The sequence below is a fragment of the Paenibacillus sp. FSL H8-0280 genome, assembly GCF_045040665.1.
Taxonomy (GTDB): Bacteria; Bacillota; Bacilli; order Paenibacillales; family Paenibacillaceae; genus Paenibacillus; species Paenibacillus xylanexedens_A.
In genome coordinates this window covers 4,649,900-4,673,307 of sequence record NZ_CP150296.1, presented here as the reverse complement: position 1 = coordinate 4,673,307, position 23,408 = coordinate 4,649,900, and the positions used below count along the sequence as shown (strand labels likewise).

General features: G+C 46.1%; 18 protein-coding genes. 12 read left to right on the top strand and 6 right to left on the bottom strand.

All coding sequences use genetic code 11. The annotated features are described in order from the left end of the window. Positions 1-24 precede the first annotated feature (24 nt). Both MHI12_RS20440 and ptsP read left to right on the top strand, forming a co-directional pair. Positions 25-1,905 (top strand): glucose PTS transporter subunit IIA, encoded by a 1,881-nt coding sequence (locus MHI12_RS20440; RefSeq protein WP_036674872.1) that lies wholly within the window; start codon positions 25-27, stop codon positions 1,903-1,905. After that, on the top strand, positions 1,902-3,662 hold the full coding sequence (gene ptsP, locus MHI12_RS20435; RefSeq protein WP_091014243.1) for a phosphoenolpyruvate--protein phosphotransferase: 1,761 nt from the start codon (positions 1,902-1,904) through the stop codon (positions 3,660-3,662). The genes MHI12_RS20440 and ptsP overlap by 4 nt, the downstream gene beginning before the upstream one ends. Before the next feature lie 119 nt (positions 3,663-3,781). On the opposite strand, the gene MHI12_RS20430 is transcribed toward ptsP, so the two are convergent. Beyond that, positions 3,782-4,306, bottom strand: coding sequence for a type 1 glutamine amidotransferase domain-containing protein (locus MHI12_RS20430; protein WP_036674874.1), 525 nt, complete (start codon positions 4,304-4,306; stop codon positions 3,782-3,784). A gap of 276 nt (positions 4,307-4,582) precedes the next feature. Between MHI12_RS20430 and MHI12_RS20425 the strand changes: the two genes are divergently transcribed. The 4 genes from MHI12_RS20425 (at position 4,583) to MHI12_RS20410 (ending at position 7,388) form a co-directional block, all read left to right on the top strand. Next, complete coding sequence (locus MHI12_RS20425; protein ID WP_017687413.1) at positions 4,583-4,996, top strand: hypothetical protein; 414 nt, start codon at positions 4,583-4,585, stop codon at positions 4,994-4,996. A gap of 122 nt (positions 4,997-5,118) precedes the next feature. After that, positions 5,119-5,466, top strand: coding sequence for a bacillithiol system redox-active protein YtxJ (gene ytxJ / locus MHI12_RS20420; protein ID WP_036674876.1), 348 nt, complete (start codon positions 5,119-5,121; stop codon positions 5,464-5,466). A 92-nt stretch (positions 5,467-5,558) separates the two neighbouring features. Further along, entirely contained in the window at positions 5,559-6,572 is a 1,014-nt protein-coding gene (ccpA, locus tag MHI12_RS20415; protein WP_036614690.1) for a catabolite control protein A, read from the top strand. A 120-nt stretch (positions 6,573-6,692) separates the two neighbouring features. After that, a complete protein-coding gene (locus MHI12_RS20410; protein WP_047843701.1) occupies positions 6,693-7,388 on the top strand; it encodes a 5'-methylthioadenosine/adenosylhomocysteine nucleosidase in 696 nt (231 codons plus the stop codon). Between the two features lie 110 nt (positions 7,389-7,498). Here the strand turns inward: MHI12_RS20410 and MHI12_RS20405 are convergent, their stop codons facing one another. Next, complete coding sequence (locus MHI12_RS20405) at positions 7,499-8,131, bottom strand: GNAT family N-acetyltransferase (RefSeq protein ID WP_101313583.1); 633 nt, start codon at positions 8,129-8,131, stop codon at positions 7,499-7,501. A gap of 269 nt (positions 8,132-8,400) precedes the next feature. On the opposite strand from MHI12_RS20405, the gene acsA reads away from it, so the two are divergent. Next, positions 8,401-10,125: an acetate--CoA ligase gene (gene acsA / locus MHI12_RS20400; RefSeq protein ID WP_047843699.1), complete on the top strand. Its 1,725-nt coding sequence runs from the start codon at positions 8,401-8,403 to the stop codon at positions 10,123-10,125. A 238-nt stretch (positions 10,126-10,363) separates the two neighbouring features. On the opposite strand, the gene MHI12_RS20395 is transcribed toward acsA, so the two are convergent. The 3 genes from MHI12_RS20395 to rpsD all read right to left on the bottom strand — a co-directional run bounded on the left by MHI12_RS20395 (position 10,364) and on the right by rpsD (position 16,582). After that, positions 10,364-13,459: a transglycosylase domain-containing protein gene (locus MHI12_RS20395; RefSeq protein WP_405170172.1), complete on the bottom strand. Its 3,096-nt coding sequence runs from the start codon at positions 13,457-13,459 to the stop codon at positions 10,364-10,366. Between the two features lie 229 nt (positions 13,460-13,688). After that, entirely contained in the window at positions 13,689-15,794 is a 2,106-nt protein-coding gene (locus tag MHI12_RS20390; protein WP_405170171.1) for a methyl-accepting chemotaxis protein, read from the bottom strand. A gap of 188 nt (positions 15,795-15,982) precedes the next feature. Further along, positions 15,983-16,582, bottom strand: coding sequence for a 30S ribosomal protein S4 (gene rpsD, locus MHI12_RS20385; protein WP_076211410.1), 600 nt, complete (start codon positions 16,580-16,582; stop codon positions 15,983-15,985). 465 nt (positions 16,583-17,047) lie between these two features. On the opposite strand from rpsD, the gene MHI12_RS20380 reads away from it, so the two are divergent. The 5 genes from MHI12_RS20380 (at position 17,048) to MHI12_RS20360 (ending at position 22,123) form a co-directional block, all read left to right on the top strand. Continuing rightward, entirely contained in the window at positions 17,048-19,039 is a 1,992-nt protein-coding gene (locus tag MHI12_RS20380; RefSeq protein ID WP_405170170.1) for a diguanylate cyclase, read from the top strand. A gap of 105 nt (positions 19,040-19,144) precedes the next feature. Further along, positions 19,145-20,035 carry a hypothetical protein gene (locus MHI12_RS20375; RefSeq protein WP_405170169.1) on the top strand — a complete coding sequence of 297 codons (891 nt, stop codon included), beginning with the start codon at positions 19,145-19,147 and terminating at the stop codon, positions 20,033-20,035. Positions 20,036-20,146: 111 nt separating this feature from the next. Continuing rightward, the gene (locus MHI12_RS20370) at positions 20,147-21,262 is read left to right on the top strand and encodes an aminopeptidase (RefSeq protein ID WP_076328038.1); all 1,116 of its coding nucleotides are present in this window, start codon (positions 20,147-20,149) and stop codon (positions 21,260-21,262) included. 96 nt (positions 21,263-21,358) lie between these two features. Next, positions 21,359-21,604, top strand: coding sequence for an HPr family phosphocarrier protein (locus tag MHI12_RS20365; RefSeq protein WP_036614658.1), 246 nt, complete (start codon positions 21,359-21,361; stop codon positions 21,602-21,604). Between the two features lie 225 nt (positions 21,605-21,829). Continuing rightward, complete coding sequence (locus MHI12_RS20360; RefSeq protein WP_017687426.1) at positions 21,830-22,123, top strand: YlaN family protein; 294 nt, start codon at positions 21,830-21,832, stop codon at positions 22,121-22,123. A 184-nt stretch (positions 22,124-22,307) separates the two neighbouring features. Here MHI12_RS20360 and cax read toward each other — a convergent pair whose 3' ends face one another. Then, positions 22,308-23,378, bottom strand: coding sequence for a calcium/proton exchanger (cax, locus tag MHI12_RS20355; protein WP_036674882.1), 1,071 nt, complete (start codon positions 23,376-23,378; stop codon positions 22,308-22,310). Positions 23,379-23,408 lie beyond the last annotated feature (30 nt).

Genomic DNA, 23,408 nt, shown 5'->3' with positions numbered 1-23,408 from the left:
CTAGGATAGAAAGGAGAGGTCGCCATGAATTGGCTCGGATCCTTGCAGCAGCTCGGACGAGCGGTAATGCTGCCTACAATGGTCCTGCCCGCCGCCGCAATTTTGCTCAGTGTTGGCAGTCTGCCTTGGGACGCCTGGGGATTGGATATTGTCGGTGAAGTGTCTACCGTGGCCGGACACGGTATTTTTTATTTCTTACCGTATCTGTTCGCTGTCGGTGTAGCACTGGGACTCTCCAACCAGGCCGGACAAGCGGGACTTGCTGCTCTGGCTGGTATCGTGATATATGATCAGGTAACTCGGAACTTTGGGGATGGCACCGTTCAGCCCGCTTCCTTAATCGGAATCATACTCGGCGCGCTTGCCGGTGGGATGCATAATCGGTTTAAAAGCATTAAACTGCCTGAAATTTTACAATTTTTTGGAGGTTCAAGGTTTGTTTTGCTCATCGTCGGACTCTGTTCGGCATTGTTCTCCTGTTTTATGTTATGGCTCGCTCCGATCCTACAGCATGGATTGAACGGCATTGCTACCTGGGAATACAGTCTCGGGGGTTTTGGACTGTTCATCTACGGGGTGTTATACAGGGTGCTGGTTGCTTTCGGGCTTCATCACCTGCTTAACAATGTGTTTTGGTTCCAGTTAGGGACGTTTGAGACGCCTGATGGTAACATTGTGCAAGGGGATTTGCCTCGATTTTTTGCAGGTGATCCAACAGCAGGATTCTTTATGGCAGGTTTGTTTCCCATCATGATGTTTGCCATTCCGGCAATAGCCTTTGCTATTATTCAGGAAGCCAGGGAAGATCTGAAACCAAAAATCAAGAAAACTTTTCTGACATCGGCACTCGTTTGTTTTCTAACCGGGGTATCGGAACAGATTGAGTTTGCTTTTTTGTTCGCGGCTCCTTATCTGTTCATTGTGCATGCAGTGATGTCCGGCGTTGCCATGTGGATTAGTTACTGGCTTGATATCCGGCATGGATTTTCTTACTCCGCAGGTATTATTGATTACATACTCAATTTCCATCTATCGGAGAATGCTTGGAAGCTCATTCCGATTGGCATACTATATGGGCTGGTTTACTATTTTCTGTTCCGATGGGCGATTCGTACGTTCAAGATTCCAACACCAGGACGAGAAGAGGGCTCCATGCTGGAAGATTGGGTAGGTAACATTCCTTATCAGGCACCTTTAATCCTCGAAGCATTGGGTGGGAAGAGTAACATTGTACAGGTTGAAGCATGTATTACACGTCTTCGTCTGACTGTGCATGATGACCGCCTGATCGACACGGGTGCCATGAAGAGTATGGGGTCCGCTGGACTGATCAAGTTGGGTGGCGGTAACGTACAGGTGGTATTCGGGACCTACTCAGAATTGATTCGGGAAGAAATCGCGAAGCTGCTGGAAAGAGATCTGCAACAGGTGCTGTTCTGTGCCCCCGTTCAGGGGAAAATGCTCCCGATTGAAGAGGTGCCGGATCAGATCTTTGCAGCCAAGCTTGTCGGTGATGGTGTAGCCTTTGTTCCGGAAAAGGGAGAGCTGGTCTCACCCGTGTACGGAACGATTATGCACTTGTACCCGACCATGCATGCCTTGGGTATATCTACCCGTGAGGGGCTTGAAGTGTTACTGCATATCGGCATCGATACCTCTCAGTTGAAAGGCCATTTTGAAGCTTTTGTTCAGGAGGGCGATACGGTGGAGCCAGGGCAGTTGTTGATCAAGTTTGATCTGGCAGTACTCCGCGAGCAAGCGGCGTCACTGACAACACCAATGGTAATTACGAATCCGGATCGTGTAAAATCATGGAGTTTTGCTCCATTTAAGCAAGTTAAGAAAGGTCAGGCATCCGTTATGTCCGTGGTGCTCTATGACAGGAACGTTGGAGGGGTAGAATGAAGATACAAGGCATCAACGGAGCTGCAGGCATAGCCATCGGCAAAGCATTTGTCCTGCCCAGTTGGGAATGGGATCTGCCGGATCAGAAGATGGATTCGGTGGATCTCGCCCAAGAGTTCGAACGGCTGTATGAGGGCATACGGACATCAAAGGATGAGATCGAATATATCAAAAATGAGTTCAAGGAAGTCGTTGGTCCAGAGGAGTCCAGTATCTTTGATGCACATCTGGCGATCCTCGAAGATCCGGTATTCATGAACGAAATTCGCGGTATTATCGAACGTCAGTACAAGGCGGCAGAAGTGGCGGTCAAAGAAGCCATTGACCACTTTGTCACGATGTTTGACTTGCTGGAAGACGAGTATATGAAGGAGAGGGCCATTGACATCAAGGATGTGGGTAACCGTCTGCTTAAGCATTTGCTCGGTGCACCGGAGATTACACTTCCTTCGGATACCCAGCCGTATGTACTCGTTGCCAAAGAATTATCGCCATCTCAACTGGCGCATCTGAATCCCACCCATGTACTAGGCATTGTAACCTTGATTGGCGGGAAAACATCACATTCTGCGATTATGGCTCGTGCCCTTGGCATTCCTCTCGTTTCCGGTCTGGAAGCGAGTCTTGGCATGCCGGTAGAGACAGGGGATATGCTTGTTGTGGATGGTGACAATGGCTTGGTATTTACGGACCCGGATCGCAAGACCATTGAACGGTATACCATGCTTCGCAGCAAGCAACTGAAGAAAAAGGAACAACTTCAAGTTCTTGCTACCGTGGATGCCGTAACCAAAGATGGGGCCGTTTTGCACTTGGCTTCCAATATCAGTTCGGTGAAGGAATTGGACCTTGCTTTGAAACAAGGAGCCAAAGGGGTAGGCTTGTTCCGAACAGAATTCTTGTATATGGACCGTGCTACTTTCCCGGGTGAGCAAGAACAGTATGAGGTGTACCGTCTTGTGGCAGAGAAAACAGCAGGACAATCCGTTGTTATTCGTACACTGGATATCGGTGGTGACAAGCAACTCGATTATTTTGAATTGCCGGAGGAAGATAATCCGTTTCTGGGTTACCGTGCCATTCGGATTAGTCTCGACCGCAAGGATCTGTTCAAAACACAGCTTACAGCCATTCTGCGCGCCAGCGCTGCCGGAAATGTCAAAATCATGTACCCGATGATCTCTTCGGTGGAAGAACTTCAGCAGGCCAATGAGATTCTCCGTGAGGCGATGTCCGATCTGGACGAGCGGGGATTATCATACGACCCTCACATTCAGGTGGGAATTATGATTGAAGTTCCTGCAGCGGTGATGATTGCTGATCTGCTCGCAGAGGAAGCTGATTTCTTCAGTATTGGTACGAACGATCTGGTTCAATATGTACTTGCAGTAGATCGAATGAATGAGCAGATCGCTCATATGTATCACCCCTATCATCCGGCTGTTCTGCGGATGCTTCGTGCGACAGCAGATGCGGCTCATACGGCTGGAATTGATGTCAGTGTGTGCGGAGAGATGGCAGGGGACGAACGTGCCATTCCGCTTTGGTTGGAGCTTGGCATTCGCCACTTGAGTATGTCTCCACAATCCCTGTTACGTGTGAAGCACAGAGTGCTGAACACAACAGCATCGGACGCCAAAGAAGAAGCGCGAAAGTGCTTCGCTTTACGGACCAGCGGAGATATTGAGGAGCGACTGCAAGTCTTTAATGACTCCACGGGAAGTCCGGATGAACAAAGTGGTTCAAACGCATCGTAATTAGGGAAACTGGATATAAATACCTTTAAGTTAATATATTTACATTTGTGATATTATTTATAGGAAAAATTGTTATATAAAACAACCCCACTGTGCATGAGAGCACAATGGGGTTGTTTTTATTTGTCAGCGAGTGCATCACAGAATGCCTTGCCATAAGGGGGAAGGTCGGGCGGACGACGTGCTGAGATGATATGTCCATCAACAACAACCGCTTCATCTTTCCAGATCGCACCTGCATTTTCCATGTCATCCCGAATTCCTGGTGTAGAGGTTACTGTAACCCCGTCCAGAATTTTGGCAGAAATCAGCACCCAGCCCGCATGACAGATCTGTCCAATCGGTTTCCGGTCTGCATTCATTTCCTTTACAAGCTCCAGTACTTTGGGATAACGACGCAGCTTGTCTGGTGCCCAGCCGCCTGGCACGAGAATGCCATCGTAATCTGAACTGTCGAGTTCATCGAAACTGTATTCGGCTTCAGCAGGCACACCATATTTGCCAATATAGGTTTTTCCTTTTTTCTCTCCAGCAAGATGAACTTCTGCACCTTCTTCACGAACCCGATGTACAGGGTACCACAATTCTAAATCCTCGAATTCTTCATCGACCAGAGCGATGACTTTTTTACCGGTTAATCTCATGTCCATCTCTCCTTTTTGCGGTGATTAGGTCTGTTGCGTCTTTAATTGTAACAGATTCTCCAAGGGACTTCATGGAAGTGCATATTCAGTTTGGAGGAAGCGATTACAAGTCAGTAACTGCCTGCATTCGACAACCTTCATCTGGAGGGAGTGGTAATTTGTGCAACCTTTCGTTTATAGCAGGATTTGAGCCGAAATAGGTCGAATGGTACTTATATAGAGTACAGAACGAATGAGGTGATGGTGGTGCGCAAGTCGTGCAGATGTGGACATGTAATGGAGTTGGAATTAAGAACAGTGGTATACGCCAAAAAAGTGGAGATTCGAAACGTACCCGTATTTGCGTGTACAGACTGTGTATCATACGAAGTGCTTCCGCCGGTCAAGCCGGACTTAACAGAATGCATAAACACATTGGGTGAACAGCCCGTGAAGCAAGACGTATCTTTTGGTGAACGTAATGAATTGGCAGACCTGTTTCATGAGCTACTGCTGGCCTGGCCGGATGCGACCGATCGGGAGATGGAATATCGAATGCAGCAAGCAGTGGAGGAGCGTATCAATCTGCTGCTTGACATTATGGGTTACGCAACGAAGTCTGGTGATGCAGCGTGGATTGAGACCACGGAGCGTAGATTAAGTCAATTATCCGGATTTGTGTGGCAGGAGTACTTCTCAAATGCTGTCTAATTTTGACGTGTAAAATGCTTGTTTTCATGAAAATTGGCTTTTTCGCTCACTTTTTGTTAAGATATCGAAGAGTGAAAACGCTCAACATAGCGGTATTCCTGGTAAAGGGGGATGTATATCTAATGGCTGACATGACTAAAATGACAAGTATTGAACAGCTAAACTCCGCAGTGGAGGCTACCAAGGATCAACCCTTGCTTCTGTTTAAGCACAGCACGCGCTGTCCGATCAGCTCGAACGCTTATCAGGAGATGAACGATTATTTGCTTAACAATGCCAATGAACAAGTGAAATATGGCATCATCTATGTTGTGGAAGATCGCCCGGTATCGAATGAAGCAGCAGACAAGCTGGGTGTTAAGCACGAATCTCCACAGGCAATCCTGATCAAAAAGGGAATTCCTGTATGGCATACTTCCCATTCAGATATTACTAGAACCACACTTACGAATGTTTTGAGTGAGTCCTAAAGCCTATTTTAATTGATTAATGCAAAAATTTGTCGTAATATAAATCTTAATGAAAATGGTATGAAAATTTACTGGTAATGGAGAGAAGTACTGTGACGGTAACCATTTATGATGTGGCACGTGAAGCTGGAGTGTCTATGGCAACGGTATCACGGGTAGTTAATAATAACCCTAATGTCAAACCGCAAACGCGGAAAAAAGTATATGAAGCCATCGAACGGTTGGGATATCGTCCGAATGCGGTAGCCAGAGGTCTGGCAAGCAAGAAGACAACCACGGTCGGGGTTGTTATTCCGGATATTTCGAACTCAACCTTCGCGGAGATTGCCCGCGGAATTGAAGATATTGCGAATATGTATCACTACAATATTATTTTGTGTAATGCAGATAAGAAGAAAGAAAAAGAAATTCGTGTTATTAACACGTTGCTCGAAAAACAAGTTGACGGACTGCTCTTCATGGGTGGAACAGTAACGGACGAACACATTCAGGCGTTCCAGTCTGCTGCTGTGCCGATCGTACTTTGTGCAACAAGTGATGAGAAGGGCACATTCCCTTCAGTGGATATTGACCATGAGGCGGCTGCATTTGACGCGGTAAACACCCTGATTCGTCATGGACACAAGGAAATTGCGATGATCAGTGGTACACTGCAAGATCCGGCGAATGGATATGCCCGTTTCCAAGGATACAAAAAAGCACTGGAAGCAGCCGGGATTGAATACCAGGAGGATCTTGTTCGAATCGGTAACTATCGATATGAATCTGGTGTGGAAGCAATGAAATATTTCCTTGGACTCAAGAAAAAACCATCAGCTATCTTTGCTGCTACAGATGAAATGGCCATTGGTGCCATTCACAGCATTCAGGATGACGGTCTGAAAGTACCGGATGACTTCTCCATTATTAGTGTGGATAACATCCGTATGGCTTCCATGGTGCGTCCTCAGTTGACAACAGTGGCTCAGCCAATGTACGACCTTGGCGCAGTAGCGATGCGTTTGCTGACCAAGTTGATGAAGAAAGAAAATGTGGAGAACCCACGGGTTATTTTGCCGCATGAAACGATTCTTCGTCTGTCTGTAAGTCACGCAGATGTAGTTTAATCGGGATTATATACAGTAAGGGAGAAGTCATTCTCTCTACATAGTGGATATGCGAAAGCTCCGGAGACGGAGCTTTTGTGCTGAATGAGGTTAAAAGTGAAAACAGGAGGTATTCGGAAGATGCGTGAAACGATTGGGATTATCGGAGCGATGGATGAGGAAGTCGAGCTTTTGCTGGCAGGTATGAAGCAGCTTGAGACGGTTAAACAAACCGGCATTACATACGTTGCAGGCGAGTGGCTGGGCAAGCAAATTGTCGTGTGCAAATCCGGCGTAGGCAAAGTAAATGCAGCGGTTACAACGCAGATCTTGATTGATCGTTTTCAGGTTAATCGGATTATCTTCACAGGTGTTGCGGGTGCAGTTAACCCCGATCTGAACATCGGAGATATGGTTATATCGTCTGTATGTGTTCAGCACGACATGGATGTAACGCCACTGGGTTTCGCACGCGGGGTTATTCCTTACCAGGAGACATCTGCATTCCCAGCCGAGGCTTCGCTTATTACATTGGCTGAAGAAGCATGTAAAGCTCAGGGAGCCAATTACCTGATCGGTAAGGTGTTATCTGGAGACCAATTTATTGCAAATAAAGATACGGTTAACATGTTATATACCGAAATGGACGGTGCATGTGCCGAGATGGAAGGGGCAGCAGTTGCTCAGGTCTGTTACATGAATCGTGTACCGTTTGTTGTCCTGCGTGGGATGTCTGATAAAGCGGATGGTTCGGCGCATGTTAACTTTGCTGAATTTACGGTTGAATCTTCCCAGCGTTCACACCGCATTGTGGAGCATATGTTAGAAAATATGTAATGGAAGTAACTTGAAAAACCGCCCTTCGATTAGCTGTTCCATGAAGTATGGAGCAACGCTGCGAGAGGCGGTTTTTGTTATGTATATCGTTTTTCGAACAGATCATTGAATTAGTACATGAACCGATGGCGGAAGCGTACACGATCAAACTGTTCTTCCGATGTGATGGGCACCTGACTTCCGATACGTACCATCAAACAGTTCGCAGGATGTGAACAGATTTCAGGGTCGTCTGTTGCATACCAGGTCATGTCGATCGTTTCCATCAGCCTCTCCATCATTTTGCGATAATCCCATACGTTTAGTCCGCTGCCCTTCAGATCCCAATGCCAATAATATTCTGTGGTGAAAATAATGTAGTTCTCCATGTATTTATCTTCCAAAGCGGTAAGCAACATCTCACGTCCAATGCCAAGCGAACGATAGTCATCCGCAACCTCGATTGCCCCAAGCTCAATCAGATCAGTCATGTTACCCTCGGACCAGCGTTCACAATCATCCGCATAATGAAAGGTTACATAGCCGATAATCGTTTCATTTTCGTGTGCAATGATGATTCGACCTTCAGGCAATGCAGCGATCTCGGCCAGAGCTTCCTGCTGCTCCGTTGGGCGCCGAAAGGCATCCAGATCCGGATGGAATGCAAGACGGGTTATCTCCTCGGCCTGCACGGGGCCTTCAACAGTAATCCGGTGTCCGGACTTGAAGATGGAACGCATATGATGTTCTTTGATATGTTCCATGGTTCATGCTCCTCTCCCCCTACTTATAGCAAAAATCCAAAAAATTGAAAAGCCATAGACGACAATTGAAAAGATTTGCTATAATTGCGTAGACAAAAAATGTTCACAATTCAATACAGTATAGTTAACATCTGTTTGGCCGAGCAAGTACATGATGAAAAGTTCTCTCTACTAATGTAAGCGCTAACTGGAAGTTCAGTCAACACAAAGGCAATGAGAATTGACCCCTAATGGGAATCGAAATGTCGAGTTGAAGGAGGCTGGCAAGCATGAGTCAAGCACATGGTGAGATGCTGCAAACGGTTGTGTCTGAATCTAATCTGGGCGATTACACGGAGGCGAGAAGCCGGTTCGATTGGGAATCGGTGGAAAGGCACTTTACGTGGCACGCCAGCGGAAAAGTAAATATGGCGCATGAAGCAATTGATCGTCATGTACTGGAAGGAAGGGGCGGGAAAACCGCTTTATTGTATAGCGATGCTTCACGTGAAGAGTCCTATACTTTCGCTGATCTGAGTGAACAGTCGAGTCGGTTCGGGAACGTTCTCCGCAAATATGGCATAGCCAAAGGGGAACGGGTGTTTATTTTTATGCCTCGAAGTCCTGAGCTGTATTTTAGTCTCCTGGGCATATTGAAAGCTGGAGCCATCGCGGGCCCGTTGTTCGAAGCTTTTATGGAAACGGCTGTGAAGGATCGGCTGGAGGATAGCGGAGCAGTAGCACTCGTCACCACTCCGGAATTACTGAAACGCATCAAACGTTCCGAATTGCCCGAACTCAAACATATATTTATTGTGGGTGGGGGCGTGCAGACTGAAGAAGGACTCATCGATTTTGATGCAGAGATGTCTGCCGCTTCGGATGAGATGGAAGTAGAGTGGCTGAATCGTGAGGATGGTTTGCTTATTCATTATACCTCAGGCTCTACGGGTAAACCCAAAGGGGTGTACCATGTTCAAAATGCCATGATTCAGCACTATTATACAGGTAAGGTTGTCTTAGATTTACGTGAGGATGATGTGTACTGGTGCACTGCTGATCCTGGTTGGGTGACAGGGACTTCTTACGGTATCTTTGCTCCATGGCTCAACGGAGTGACCAATGTGATACGGGGTGGGCGTTTCAGTCCTCAAGATTGGTACAGCACCATCCAGAAGAACAAAGTCACGATCTGGTACAGTGCACCAACGGCCTTCCGTATGCTGATGGGAGCGGGAGAAGAGACCATTGCCCAGCATGATCTGAGCAGTCTGCGTCATGTCATGTCTGTCGGTGAACCGCTCAATCCGGAGGTTGTTCGTTGGGGGTGGAAAGCCTATGGTCAACGAATTCATGATACATGGTGGATGACGGAAACAGGCGCTCAGCTGATCTGTAACTATCCCGGAATGCCGATTAAACCTGGCTCCATGGGACGTCCGTTGCCTGGAATCGAAGCAGCGATTATTGATGATCGCGGGCAGGAATTGCCGCCATACAGTATGGGTAATCTGGCCATACGGGCACCTTGGCCATCCATGATGGCGAAGATCTGGAATAACCCTGTGAAATACGAGGAGTATTTCAGGCTTACGGGTTGGTATGTATCCGGTGACTCCGCTTATATGGATGAAGAAGGATATTTCTGGTTCCAGGGACGTATTGATGATGTGATTAATTCGTCAGGCGAGCGTATCGGCCCCTTTGAGGTCGAGAGCAAGCTCGTGGAGCATCCTGCGGTAGCAGAGGCGGGTGTAATCGGTAAGCCGGATGTGACACGTGGGGAGATCATCAAGGCCTTTGTGGCGCTTCGTGAAGGATATGAGGCGACACCGGAGCTGAAAGAAGAGATCTATCGTTTTGTCAAAGAGGGCCTGTCTGCCCACGCTGCTCCGCGTGAGATTGAGTTTAAGGATAAACTGCCCAAGACACGTTCCGGCAAGATCATGCGCCGTGTGCTGAAGGCCTGGGAGCTTGATCTGCCAACAGGAGATCTATCCACCATTGAAGACTAACGCGACAGTGCTAGGATCATCAATGTGTCGGTATCAATGATGATACATTGAGTAGTGGGGAAGAAGCTAATCTTCTGTGGTTCCGAATACAGTGACTCTACCCATTAAAATGGATTGTAAAAGCCTGCTTTATGCCAATGGCATGAAGCAGGCTTTTTGGATGCTGTAAATACAAATAAAAGCCGCACACTCAGATACAGTCTGAGGATGCGGCTTGTTTTGGAACGCTATGCCTGAATCAGGGTTGAAAATGTAGGGCTGCAGAAGGTTCGGATTCACCCGCACTGTTGCTGGCAGATACCTTGAACCATCCACTGGTAGACGCGGGTACTCCATAATCCATGGTATTTCCCGCTGTTGTTCCAATTTTGGTGTATGGAGCCGAGCCTGTTTCACTGTAATATACAGTATAACTATCTGCGTTTGGACTGGCCGCCCATTGAATACGCAGTCCTTGAGTGAGGGCAGATACGCTGACTTGACCAGGTGTGCCTGGGGCTGTCGTTGTTGTATTATCGGTCTGCGTTTCTCCCGGCGTAATGACTGTACCTGGAACTTCAATCGGTTCATCAATCTCTTCTTCCACAGGAGGAGCTACACCAGCACTATTTACTGTAGCGCTAGGAGCAGATTCTCTGCCGGCAACATCCACTGCCGTTACATAGAAGGCGAAGTTACCGCCTTGCGCTGCATATGCAGAGAATGATCTGGATTCACCAGTCAAGACAACCTGACCCTGGTTCTGGAATCCTCCACCGTTTACAGAACGGTACAGACGATAACCCACGACATCATTTTCAGGTGTGGCATTAAATGTAATGACAGCTCTGTCACCTGAGGTTGAGATGCGTACGTTGCCTGGTGCATCAGGAGCTTTGCCGTTATCTGTCCTTGGATCAATCTGTGTTGGCATGTCTGCACCAGCATCTTCAGGAAGATAATAAGCAAGTGACTCATGTCGACTCATACGTGAGAATGCATTTTGCAATTCTTTGATGAGATCCGAGATTGGTTTTTTACGCTTAATTACTGTTTTTTCCTTCAACATGTCCGAAGGTGTTCCATCACGCGGAATATAGTTTACACCATTGTAAGTAATGTACTTGGCTTTGGCTACACCGTCATCGCTATCCTTCGGAACAAACTTGCTGTTGAAAATATCCGTAACAAATTTATCAGTCATGGATGTTGGCAACTTGCCACTGTATGCAGACACCGTGCGCGTTTCGATGCCAGATGGTTTTTTGAACGAATCCGTGACGAACAGATCTTTTTGCGTATCGATCACTTCGTTCAGGATTTTCGACCACAGTTGCTGCGCACGTTTTCTCTGTGATTTACTTTCCAGCGTATTCACGGGCTGTTTGTATCCAACCCACACGCCAAGTGTGACATCTGGTGTATAACCTTCAAACCAGACATCTGCGTAGTTTTGAGTTGAACCCGTTTTACCTACGATTGGCACACTCTTGGAATATTTGTAATTTTCACGTACTTTATCTGCCGTTCCTTCTGTAATAACGGTCCGCAGCATATCGGTCATCAGGTATGCTGTCTGCTCCGAGAAGGCTTGGACAGGTTCAGTATCATGTTTATAAACGATGTTTCCTTTGGAATCTACAATTTTGCTAATCATGTAAGAATCGTTATATACACCATTATTGGCGATAGCACCATAGGCACTGGTTAATTCTTCAACGGTTACACCGTATTGGAGACCTCCGAGAACACCAGTCTGAGCCTGATAGTCTTCCTTCTGAATGGTGGTAATCCCCAGTTTCTTGGCGAAGGTCCAAGCCTTCTCGATCCCTACTTCTTCATTGAACAACTTCAGAGCCGGTATATTAAGAGAATAGTTCAGTGCTCTGCGGGCAGTGACCAGTCCCTGATACCGGTTGTTGGCATTCTTGGCAATGTGATAGCCGCTCGGACCATTTTTGAGAATGATCGGTGAGTCATCAATAATAGAAGCGGGTTGGACCAGACCCTCATCCAGAGCTGGCAGATAAGCTGCAATAGGTTTCATCGTTGAACCTGGTTGACGCACCATCTGTGTTGCATAGTTCATCTGTTCGTCCTGGAAATCCCGACCCTCAATCATCCCTAGAATTGCACCGGTTTTGTGATTAATCAGCATAGCAGCAGTTTGTTCTTTTCCTTTGACAGGATCATCTGCTGAGAAATTGCTGTCATCTTCCGCAATGGTACGCATCGTCTTGTAGATACTTTTGTTGATGGTCGTGTATATACGATATCCACCTGTCCGCAGTTGCGTCTGAGCTTCCTCTAATAATGCACTGCTTTCCTTCTGAGGTGTGTCTGCATCCGTAGCTTTATCTGTAGATTCAGCTGTGTCGGAATTCAACTGTTTCATCAAAATCTGTGCAGCTTGTCGTTCCGTTTCCATCATAAGATATGGATAAGTGTTGTAAGCCTTGATGGTCTTCGGAGCGAGTGAGCTTTTGATATCAAAAGCTAGAGCTTCGTCATGCTCGGACTGATTGATTTTGCCCAATTCAAGCATACGGCGTAATACCAAATGCTGACGGTTGATTGCGCGGTCAAAATTCTCCTCTACAAAATCACCTTTACCGTTAAAAGCGGAGTAAGAGGAGGGGAGTTGCGGCAATCCAGCAAGATAAGCAGCCTGAGCGATGTTGATTTTTTCTAGATCGTTAATATTGAACAATCCTTTGGCGGCGGCTTTGATTCCGTAAACGTTGTATCCGCTGGAACCATTACCAAAAGGAACTTTGTTCAGATAGGCAGTCATGATCTCGTCTTTGGTCAGGAAACGTTCGAGTCGGAGTGAGAGCAAAATTTCTTTCACTTTCCGATCTTCCGTGCGATCCAGATTCAAAAACACACGACGCGCCAATTGCTGAGTCAGTGTACTACCGCCGGTTTGTACTGATTCTTTCAGCACTTTCTGTTTCACGGCACGTAGAGTTCCGCTCATGTCTACACCTTTATGTTCGTAAAAATGATTGTCTTCAATCGAAATGACAGCATCAATAACCTTTTGTGGGATCTGGTCCGTAGTGACCGGACGCCTGTCTTCTTCCGTACGTAATTGACCGATCGGACTGCCGTCGGCAAAGTAAGCAAAGCCTGTGATGGAGTTTTCGCTGACTTTTTGTTCAATCAGGGCCCTTGAACGGACAGGCTCGTCTTTCACAATGGAACTGACGTATCCCATCAAAGCACCGCCTACAAATAGTGCCCCCATAAATCCAAGGACAACCATCCATTTGACGAAACTTCCCAGTCTGCGGGCAAAGCTACGTTTGCGTACAGGCTGTTCATCGGGCTTTTTCTTATTAACATCAACCATTCAGTGTCTTCCTCCTTTTAACAGCACTTATTATAGCATAAAAAGGCGGGTTTGCATGCCTGAGAAATACAAGTAATGGTCGAAATTTGCCATTCTGCCATGCATTATGCTATATATCATGCGATATTGAAGCACATTTCATGAGTTGTAAGCCAAAATAAGCAGGCCACCTCCATGCTGAGGTGCATAGGGTGACCTGAATAATTAGTCGTATTGGAGGTCTTTTACATTAGGTTTTGAAGCGTTGAATCAGCTCTAATAATTCCTGGGTAAGATTAGCCAGTGAGGCAGATGCCGCCGTAATCTCTTCCATGGATGCGAGTTGTTCTTCAGAGGCAGATGCAACACGAGTTGCATGATCTGCTGTCTCATGACCAATGGTTTTGAGTTGCACTAATGTGGCATCAACCTGCTGTGATCCAGCCGACATCTGCTGGGCAATGGCTGAGACATGCTCAATCTGCTCATTAACATCTGAAATCTGTGATGAAATGGAGAGGAATAGTTCACCACTTTCATGAATGACTTCCGCTATATGGCTTACCTCTGCATTCCCCTGTTCCATATTTTCAACGAGAGAAAGGACCTCTTGCTGAACGTTATGAATCAATGCTGCAATCTGCGCTGCTGATATTCTGGATTGTTCCGCCAGATTACGAATCTCGGAAGCAACAACACCGAACCCGCGTCCGTGTTCTCCTGCTCGCGATGCTTCAATGGAAGCATTAAGGGCAAGAAGATTGGTTTGACGGCTAACTTCCGAGATCATGCCTGTAATATGACCTATCTCTTCAGAACGTTGGCGGAAATTCTCCAGTGCGGTCATGGACGTCTGCACAGAAGAGGTGGCACTATCGACCATACGCATGGCGGACTGAACCTTATCGGTTCCAACCGTTGTTCGCTCAGCCACAGCTCGCGATGAATCGGATACATCGGAGGCGGCCTTTGCAATTCTTCCGATCCCTGCAGATATTTCATTCATGGAACGGGAGGACTCTTGGAGCTCCTGCACCTGTTTACCTGCTTTATCTGCAAGTTCCACTCCTGTTAATGCAATCAGTTCTGCAGCTTTACCTGTTTCTTCAGCACCTGCGGTCAACTGTTGAGAGGTAGAGCCCACAGATAGAGCGTGTTCGGATATAACCGATATGGTATGACGCAGTGTATCCATCATCTGATTCATATGACCCGCCATGACACCAAATTCATCTTTGGATCGTACCGGTAACTTTTGTGTTAAATCTCCGTCAGCCAGCTGTCCAGCGACGATATTGACTTGATTCAGCTGTCTTACAATGGAGATGATGGTGTAGGTAACCACGCCTGCAAGCAGAAGTACAGCCAGTGCGGCAATCAGTATGGACCAGTTCAAGCTGTCATAGAAGGGTTGAAGGATATGGCTCTTTGGCAGCGCCGATACAAGGTACCAGTTTGAATCTGTTCCTTGTAACTTGGCAGGCTCGGCAATAAACAGTTCTTCACCTACTTCAGGGTCTGTAGCGTAAAACTGAGACTCGCCAGACTGTATACGCTGAATGACTGTCTTCATCTCAGATGGAATTACGGCTCCTTCATTAGCCAGTTCCGGTTTGGAGCCATGTGCAGCAATCTGTCCTTCGCTAGTGATAAGCATGGCATAACCCTGATCCGGATTAAGTGAAGCTATATTTTGCTGAAAACGATCAATGGTAAAATCGGCCCCAACAATGCCGAGAAAATTTTTGTTTTCATCTAATAGAGGGAGGACAATCGAAACGAGGAGTGTTTCTTTTCCGCCAACCGTGTAGGTAACAGGCTCAGACCAATAGATGGATTTGGTTTTCTTTGGCTGCTGATAGTAAGTACTAGTTTCACCGCTTCCCTCATAAGTAGGCATAGGCTCAAAATGCAGGGAGTTACCATCGCGTATAACGTATGGAACGAATCGCCCCGTAGCATCATCATATTCTTTTTTATTGATGTGCTCCGCATCGTTTCCATCAAAGGCATTTGGTTCCCAGCCCGTATAAAAGCCAAAAACTTTCTCGTCCTTTTTCAGATATTGTTCAAGGAGTCTGACGACTTCTTCACGGTTGAGTGATCCGTTCTGAGCGGCATCCAATAACGTGGTACTCATGGTGTCCAACGTGTTTTTTACCTGATTAATGTCAGTCATAAACTCATTCGTAGCCCGGTTTGCTGCCTGTCCCGCAACGGTTTCGCCGTACTGGAGGCTTTTGTCGTAAATGGATTTGGTATTAAATGCAATTAGGGCTCCAATACAACAGAGTAATACGATCCCGAGTAAAAGTCCAAGCTTAACAGCGAGCTTGCGATTGCGAAAAAAATGCATGTTTTAATCCCCCTCGATGTTATTCTTGTGATGTAAATATGGATGTGTGCTTCTCCTGAAGGGAGTCTATATTTTATATCGTTATTTACGTTCCTATAATGAAGATAATTAAAAAAAAGCATAGAAAAACAGCTGCCGAGAAAATCTCGACAGCTGTTTGGAGTGAAACTTTAATGTGATTGCAACGATTAACGGTTGTAGAACTCGACGATTTGTTTTTCATCGATGTCTTGGGACAATTCAGCACGCTCAGGCAAGCGGATGAATTTACCTTCTACAGCTGCTTCGTTGTATTCAACGTATGCTGGAAGATGCGAACGGCCTTCCAAAGCTTCTTTAATGGAAGAAAGAGCGCGGCTCTTCTCACGCAAGCCGATTACATCGCCAGTGCTTACTTGGTAAGAAGCGATATCGACTTTTTTGCCGTTTACAGTTACGTGACCGTGTGCTACCAACTGACGCGCTCCAGCGCGGGAGTTAGCAAACCCAAGGCGGTAAACGAGGTTGTCAAGGCGGCACTCAAGCAAGAACATGAAGTTCTCACCGGCAATACCTTGCATTTTTTGAGCTTTAGAGAACAGTGTGCGGAATTGCTTCTCGCCCAAACCGTACATGTGGCGCAATTTTTGTTTTTCTTGCAATTGCATACCGTAGTTGCTCATTTTTCTGCGTTGGTTAGCTCCGTGCTGACCTGGAGGGAAAGGACGTTTCAATTCTTTGCCTGTTCCGCTAAGGGAAATGCCGAGGCGACGGCTCAATTTAAATTTAGGACCAGTGTAACGTGCCATGTTTAAAGTAGCTCCTTTTTAGTTAAAGTTCATATTAGGGCTCTGTTTGCGCTCCAATTTGTTGATGCGGGCTTGGCCTCGCATAGAACGATCAGGAAAGTTCAGCCGCTGTCCTGAAAGCAACAAAAAGAATGAGGGTGACACAACCGGTAATGCCCAAATTTAAAGACCCATTAGTAGTCTTCATCAACAATTTATATTACAGTTTAAGAGAAACAAAGTCAAGCGTAGAATAAAAGCAAAAAAACGTCTAAATTTGTCGATAGGTCATTGGGCCTAAAATAATGGGACAATTTTCTGAAATATGGATGCAAAAAAGCTTTAAACAGAGTAAAATAGATTGTATCTTAACTTTAAATCATCTTTATGTAACAAGGTTATCGCTACGGATTTGCAGGTTTGCGATAACGTCTGCAGATTAATGCATCCTGGTGGATGCAAAAACGGTGCAAAGGAGCGCCTGACATGTTAGAACATCTAAGAAGTTTACCTGCCAGCTTGAATTCACGAAGTTCGGGCGATTCCGCATCTTTTGCCGCTCCTCATTCTCATGAAGAGCATGTGTTGTGGATGCAAAAAATGGATATCACACCTTTTGATTTTTCATATTTAGGTAGCTTGCTAGAGCAGGCATACAGTGACTGGAACTCCAAAGTGGGTTCAAGGCTGGCCAGAACATCAACCTTTTACAGCGTGTGGAACACGGAAGGTGATTGCATAGGATACGATAGCGATCATGAAGCTGATTCGGACGTAAATGCACGCAGGCTGGTATTGGAATGTTTGGATGAGAGACAGGTCCTGTCCCTTAAAGGGACAAGCGAACACGGAGAATATCTTATAATAACACATCCCTTATTCTCCAGAACTAACAAGGATATGTTTGCCGTATTCACTGCTGTGGTCTATGAATCCAATGGATATGAAACGTCTGAAGCTGTGGTTCAATCTGAGGCATTGCATTATCACACCTGCTTTTACCGAAGATTCGAATACATATTTATGACGGACCTGTTACATGCTCATGAACAAACAGCTCGTGAGGAACACCGGAGGTCCATCCTCTTTCAGATTGTACAGCGAATGCATGACAAAATGGATGTCGAGGCCATATTGGATGAGGTATTTGACAGTATGGATTACTTGTACCCGGCCACTTATATCAAATTGTATATGTCTCAGGATCAGAGCAACTCTGATCCACGGATTAAACCGTTGCTTGTCCACGAGCGAGGAGAAGATATTTGTGTGCGTTCATTTATGGAAGGTAAGCTGATCATTGCTCGCTCACATGATGCAGAGAACCGCATTGTAGATGTAGGGATTCCGCTGAAAGGCAAACAAGGCATATACGGTGTGTTCCATATCGAAATGAATGAAGAGATTATGGAAGAATCGGACTTGCAATTGATTACGATGATGGTAGACACTGCAGGGACGGCCTTTGAGAACGCCAAGTTGCATGAACAATCCAATATGTTAATTCAGGAACTTCGTTTAATTAATGATCTTACACAGCGGTTGAACAAAAGCCTGCATCTTTCGGAGATTTATCAACTATCCGAGCAAGAGTTAAAGGAAATATTCCAGGCTGAAACGTGTTGCATCCTTCAACTCAATGACAGTACCAATGACTTCGAAGTCATGTCATCTAACGTGAAAGATGTTTTTCACCAATCCTTTTCTGTAGACTACGGTATCGCAGGTTTGGTGTATCGAACAGAGGAACCACTTATTATAGCCAATTATGCGCAATTTGATAAAGTGTCCTCCTTTTTCATGGAAGATACGGGATCCATGTCACTGATTGCATCACCGATCCGAGTCAATGGTGAAGTGAAGGGTGCCATTCTGCTGGGACACAGTAGAGAGCACTACTTCTCATATGATAACTATCGGCTCTTACAGATGTTATCCATTCATATCGGGCTTGCCCTGTCAAATGCCACGCTGCATGCCGAGGTTCGGCGCTTGGCTAATCTGGATATGTTGACAGGTCTGTACGTGAGGCATTACCTGGACAGTGTGATTCACGAGCGACAGGCTCATGAATTCTGTGGCTCCCTCATTGTGGTGGATATTGATCAGTTCAAACAGGTGAATGATACATTCGGACACCAGACGGGGGATCAAGTATTGAAGCAAGTGAGTGAGATCGTTACCAGCTCTGTTCGCTCGGAGGATGTCTGCGCCAGATGGGGTGGAGAAGAACTGGCGATCTATATGCCACAGGTGAGTGTAAGGCAGGCGTTAGATTATGCGGAAGTGATTCGAAAGAGAGTCGCAGAAGAGACCAGACCGCCCGTTACGGTATCCAGTGGCATCGCTGAGTGGAATTGGATGGATGAAAAGGTCAGTGTGGAGTCCTTGTTTTATCGGGCTGATATGGCTTTGTACAGTGCCAAGAATGGTGGTCGGAACAGAATCGTTGTAGAGGAACAGGATGTAACACGTTAAGAGAGAACAATTCCAATTGCGGAGTCGTTCTCTTTTTTTTTTTTGTGCATCGGAGATCAAGTTGTGTATAGCAGGAAGTATAAGCGTATACGGGCGGGGCAATCTATGGAGAAAGTTCACGGAAGGGTGAAGATAGACATGTTTAACCGCCATTCAGTACGTACATTATGGTTATTTGTGATCATCGTGATTATTGGTGTTCCGGGTTGTGGATTAATCCAGCGAGATCAAACGCCTGAGGAGGTTTTTTCCTTGGCTTTATCGGGGATCGCGGGAAAAGAAACGTTGAGTTTTGAAGGAGAGGCAGGACTTCGACGGGAGAACAGTGGGCTGTTCGAAAATCAGTTCAAATTTGAAGGCAAGCTGGAGAATCATGATCGTCTGACCCTTCAGACCCGATTACCTGGAGAAGTAACTGCTGTGGGCACAGGCATTCAAACAACTGCCGTAAAAAATAATGGACAGCCCAGTGGGTTTAGCGCCTCTTTCGAGCGGAAACAAGGGCAATGGATGGCATTGTCAGCGCAGCATGAGCCGCTGCGTGGGTCTCTTTCTCGTTTTAACCCAATTGCCCAATTGGAGAAGATCGATGGGATGCACAAAACCATTCAATCGGAGTATGGGGCCGGTCGTCGAACCAGAACATTACGGATTGAACTTGCACCGGAGGACGCCAAATCATGGGCTGTAACCCAGCTAAACGACGAGATGAACGCCATTCGGGCAGAATATATGCATAAGGCAGCTACGGTGAAAGGGGCGCGTAAGGAGAAGCTTGAGAAGGATCTGGAGAAAGTTTGGAAACAGGGCGAAACAACGATGCAACAGATGATGAAACAAGCGAGCGTGCAGACGGTATATCATCTCACGGTAGATCGGAAGAGCAGTCTGCCTCTTCGCTTATCCTCTGAAAGTCAGATGAGTTACACAGACAACAACCGTAAAAGTAACAAAGAAGCCCTTGTCACCGATGTTAACTTCAAGTCATATCAATAAACGAAGTGAGGGACTGCCTGCTGACGGGATGACTGTTCGCGTGCTACAATAGTATCGTAATTTACCGTTGTTCAATTCAAGTATGGCAGATGACAGGAGGATTTTACCAAGATGAAAGACCCAAGAATTCAAAAGCTTGCAGCAAACCTGGTGGGCTATTCAGTAGATGTACAGCCTGGTGAAAATGTATTGGTTGAGATGATTGGATCGGAACGTGATCTGATTAACGCCATTATTGAAGAAGTAGGCAAAAAAGGTGGTAACGTCTTTGTACAGTTGACTGATAAAACCGTACAGCGTGCGATGCTGAAAAATGCCACAGAAGAAATGATGAAAACATGGGCAGAGATTGATCTGAACCGTATGAAACAGATGGATTGTTATATCGGTATTCGTGCGGGAGAAAATGTGAATGATCTGTCCGATGTGCCGGAAGAAAAAATGAAAATGTACAATTCGTTGTACTCCCACCCGGTACATAGTGAACAACGTGTCAAACATACGAAATGGGTTGTACTTCGTTACCCTAACGCAAGTATGGCGCAACTCGCCAATACAAGTACAGAAGCGTTTGAAGATTTCTACTTCGACGTATGTAACCTGGATTACGCCAAAATGGACAAAGCGCAGGACTCGCTCGCTAATCTGATGAAGCGGACGGATAAAGTTCGTATCACCGGACCAGGAACAGAGCTGAGCTTCTCCATTAAAGATATCGGTGCAGAGAAATGTTCTGGCCAAAAAAATATCCCGGATGGCGAAGTGTACAGTGCCCCTGTGCGTAATTCCGTGAACGGAACGATTAGTTATAACTCGCCAACCCTGTACAATGGAGTGACTTTTGAAAATATCAAGTTCACGTTCAAGGATGGCAAAATCGTCGAAGCGACAAGTAACGATACAGAGCGTTTGAATGAAATCCTGAATTCGGATGAGGGTGCTCGTCATATTGGTGAGTTCGCGATTGGCTTTAACCCGCATATTCTTCATCCGATGAAAGATATCCTGTTCGATGAAAAAATCGCAGGCAGCTTGCACTTTACGCCAGGTCAGGCGTATGAAGAAACTGACAATGGCAACCGCTCGTCCATCCACTGGGATCTCGTATTGATCCAGCGTCCAGATTATGGCGGCGGGGAGATTTATTTTGACGATGTGCTGATTCGTAAAGACGGTATCTTTGTCATTCCTGAGCTGGAATGCCTGAATCCGGACCGTTTGAAGTAGGAACAGGATTTTGCTGTTGCTAGGAAAGCGGATTCACGGTATCATGTAGTGGTAATTAATAGATGATACCAATAGTAAAAAGACGGAGGGATTCCTATGTCGAGTAATAACGCGGCTGTAGTAGAAATTGCTCAAACAGCAGGCAAGTTTACTTCTTCAATCGTGCTTCATTCGGAGAACAAGTATATCGATGTGAAAAGTATTCTCGGATTGTTTACAACGCTGATCAGCACGCACAGCTATGAACTGCATGTTCATGGTCCAGATGCAGTTGAAGCAAAAGCAGCCATGTCAGAAGTATTTGCCAAGCATGGACTGAATGTAAGCATCGCATCTGAGTAATAGCTCTCAAGAAGCACCTTTGCCTTTTTTGGCAGGGGTGTTTTTTGGCATGGAATGATCTGAATACTCGTCTGGACGTGACTGGAACAGGTGGATTTAGCTTCAACAGAAGGCTTAACTTTGCGGGCTTATTTTGGTCAGGTTCTTGTATTAGCTCTTCATTTCGTCTAATATTAGAGGTAGAACGTCTTTACGCGATTTTTGGGACATAGGGGGGAAAAATGCATGACTTCATCTGATCTGCAGGACCAGCTGAATTTGAAAGCGATCAGTCTTCTTCAAGAAGATGCAGATAAAATACAGAAGCTTATTGAAGTACAGATGGAGAATCTGGCTACCCGCTACTGCCCTCTCTATGAGGAAGTATTGGATACACAGATGTATGGGTTCTCCAAAGAAGTTGATTTTGCTGTTCGTGCAGGGCTCCTTCCAGAAGGTGCAGGTAAGCAGCTGGTTAGCGCGCTTGAGCGGAATTTGGCAATTTTATATGAAGCCTTGAACAAAAAGAATGAGCAATAGCCTGCAAATGCGCGGGTCAGAATAGAAGGCATGCAGGCGTTTATGCATGCTTTTTTTGTGCGTCTGAACGGGGATGGAGATGCAAGCCAGCCGGAAGGTGTACACAAACAAAGAGACAGCACCGAATGTAAATTCGGGCTGCCTCTTGTGGCTTGTATATTTTAATCGCTATGTGAGGGCCTGGTTACACCAGGAAGAAGGATACACCGAGTATGATATATACCACGAGCAGGAGTAAACCTTCGTACCAATTCGTTGAACCATCTTGGGTAATGGACTTTGCAATAAATACGGATACGCCGATGGCGACCAACTCAATCGTTGTGAATACGATATCCATGGTTCTGCCTGTGAAGTAGCTGACAAAAATCAGTACAGGAGCAACGAAGAGTGCGATCTGCAAGCTGCTGCCAACCGCAATTTCCACGGCGGCTCCGATTTTATTTTTCATGGCAAGCATGATGGCTGCACTGTGTTCGGCCGCATTACCGATGATGGCCACAAGGAATGCACCGACAAACAGTTCACTAAGTCCAAATTCTGAAGTGAATACTTCGAGCGTCCCGACCAGCCATTCACTAACGAAGGCAACCATGACTGTTGCGAGCACCAGGTAGAGAATAGATTTTTTCTTGGACCACGCCGGAGCATGCTCATGAGGTAGCTCTTCATCGCGATCCTCAGTAACGTCTGCAAGGTAGTTCTTATGTGTCACCATGGAGAATAGCAACCACGCAATATACGCGAGGATAAGCAATCCAGCCACGATGAGACTAAGTGTATTGGTGTCTTTCTGTGTAATGGAATGTGTGTTGAGAAAGACTGCCGGAATAAACAGGGCAATGATGGCAACAATCATCAGGGAACCATTCAGACCTGCGAGTGAAACATTATAATTCTGGATTTTGAACTTGAGTCCTCCGGCAAAAATACTTAACCCGAGCACTAACAGCAGATTTCCGATGATGGAGCCTGTCAGACTTGCTTTGACCATGTCGAACAGTCCCTCTTTCACGAGGAAAATGGCGATGATCAATTCGGCGGCATTGCCGAAGGTGGCATTCAAGAATCCACCCAGCCGCTGTCCGGCGTAGTGGGCAACATTTTCGGTGGCTTTGCCTAAAAAACCGGCCACAAAAATAACCGAAATGGCTGATATCACGAACTGTAGAATCGAATCCCATTTCAAGTAGTGGGCGATGGCACTGAGTGCAAAGAACGCAATCAGCAAAATGGATGAAATCCGGTTTCTCACAACAAACACCTCGGTTATAAATTATTTTGT

Coding starts and splice junctions, on each gene's coding strand:
- MHI12_RS20440 (WP_036674872.1), top strand. CDS start 25: ATGAATTGGCTCGGATCCTTGCAGCAGCTCGGACGAGCGGTAATGCTG.
- ptsP (WP_091014243.1), top strand. CDS start 1,902: ATGAAGATACAAGGCATCAACGGAGCTGCAGGCATAGCCATCGGCAAA.
- MHI12_RS20430 (WP_036674874.1), bottom strand. CDS start 4,306: ATGAGATTAACCGGTAAAAAAGTCATCGCTCTGGTCGATGAAGAATTC.
- MHI12_RS20425 (WP_017687413.1), top strand. CDS start 4,583: ATGGAGTTGGAATTAAGAACAGTGGTATACGCCAAAAAAGTGGAGATT.
- ytxJ (WP_036674876.1), top strand. CDS start 5,119: ATGGCTGACATGACTAAAATGACAAGTATTGAACAGCTAAACTCCGCA.
- MHI12_RS20410 (WP_047843701.1), top strand. CDS start 6,693: ATGCGTGAAACGATTGGGATTATCGGAGCGATGGATGAGGAAGTCGAG.
- MHI12_RS20405 (WP_101313583.1), bottom strand. CDS start 8,131: ATGGAACATATCAAAGAACATCATATGCGTTCCATCTTCAAGTCCGGA.
- acsA (WP_047843699.1), top strand. CDS start 8,401: ATGAGTCAAGCACATGGTGAGATGCTGCAAACGGTTGTGTCTGAATCT.
- MHI12_RS20395 (WP_405170172.1), bottom strand. CDS start 13,459: ATGGTTGATGTTAATAAGAAAAAGCCCGATGAACAGCCTGTACGCAAA.
- MHI12_RS20390 (WP_405170171.1), bottom strand. CDS start 15,794: ATGCATTTTTTTCGCAATCGCAAGCTCGCTGTTAAGCTTGGACTTTTA.
- rpsD (WP_076211410.1), bottom strand. CDS start 16,582: ATGGCACGTTACACTGGTCCTAAATTTAAATTGAGCCGTCGCCTCGGC.
- MHI12_RS20380 (WP_405170170.1), top strand. CDS start 17,048: ATGTTAGAACATCTAAGAAGTTTACCTGCCAGCTTGAATTCACGAAGT.
- MHI12_RS20375 (WP_405170169.1), top strand. CDS start 19,145: ATGGAGAAAGTTCACGGAAGGGTGAAGATAGACATGTTTAACCGCCAT.
- MHI12_RS20370 (WP_076328038.1), top strand. CDS start 20,147: ATGAAAGACCCAAGAATTCAAAAGCTTGCAGCAAACCTGGTGGGCTAT.
- MHI12_RS20365 (WP_036614658.1), top strand. CDS start 21,359: ATGTCGAGTAATAACGCGGCTGTAGTAGAAATTGCTCAAACAGCAGGC.
- MHI12_RS20360 (WP_017687426.1), top strand. CDS start 21,830: ATGACTTCATCTGATCTGCAGGACCAGCTGAATTTGAAAGCGATCAGT.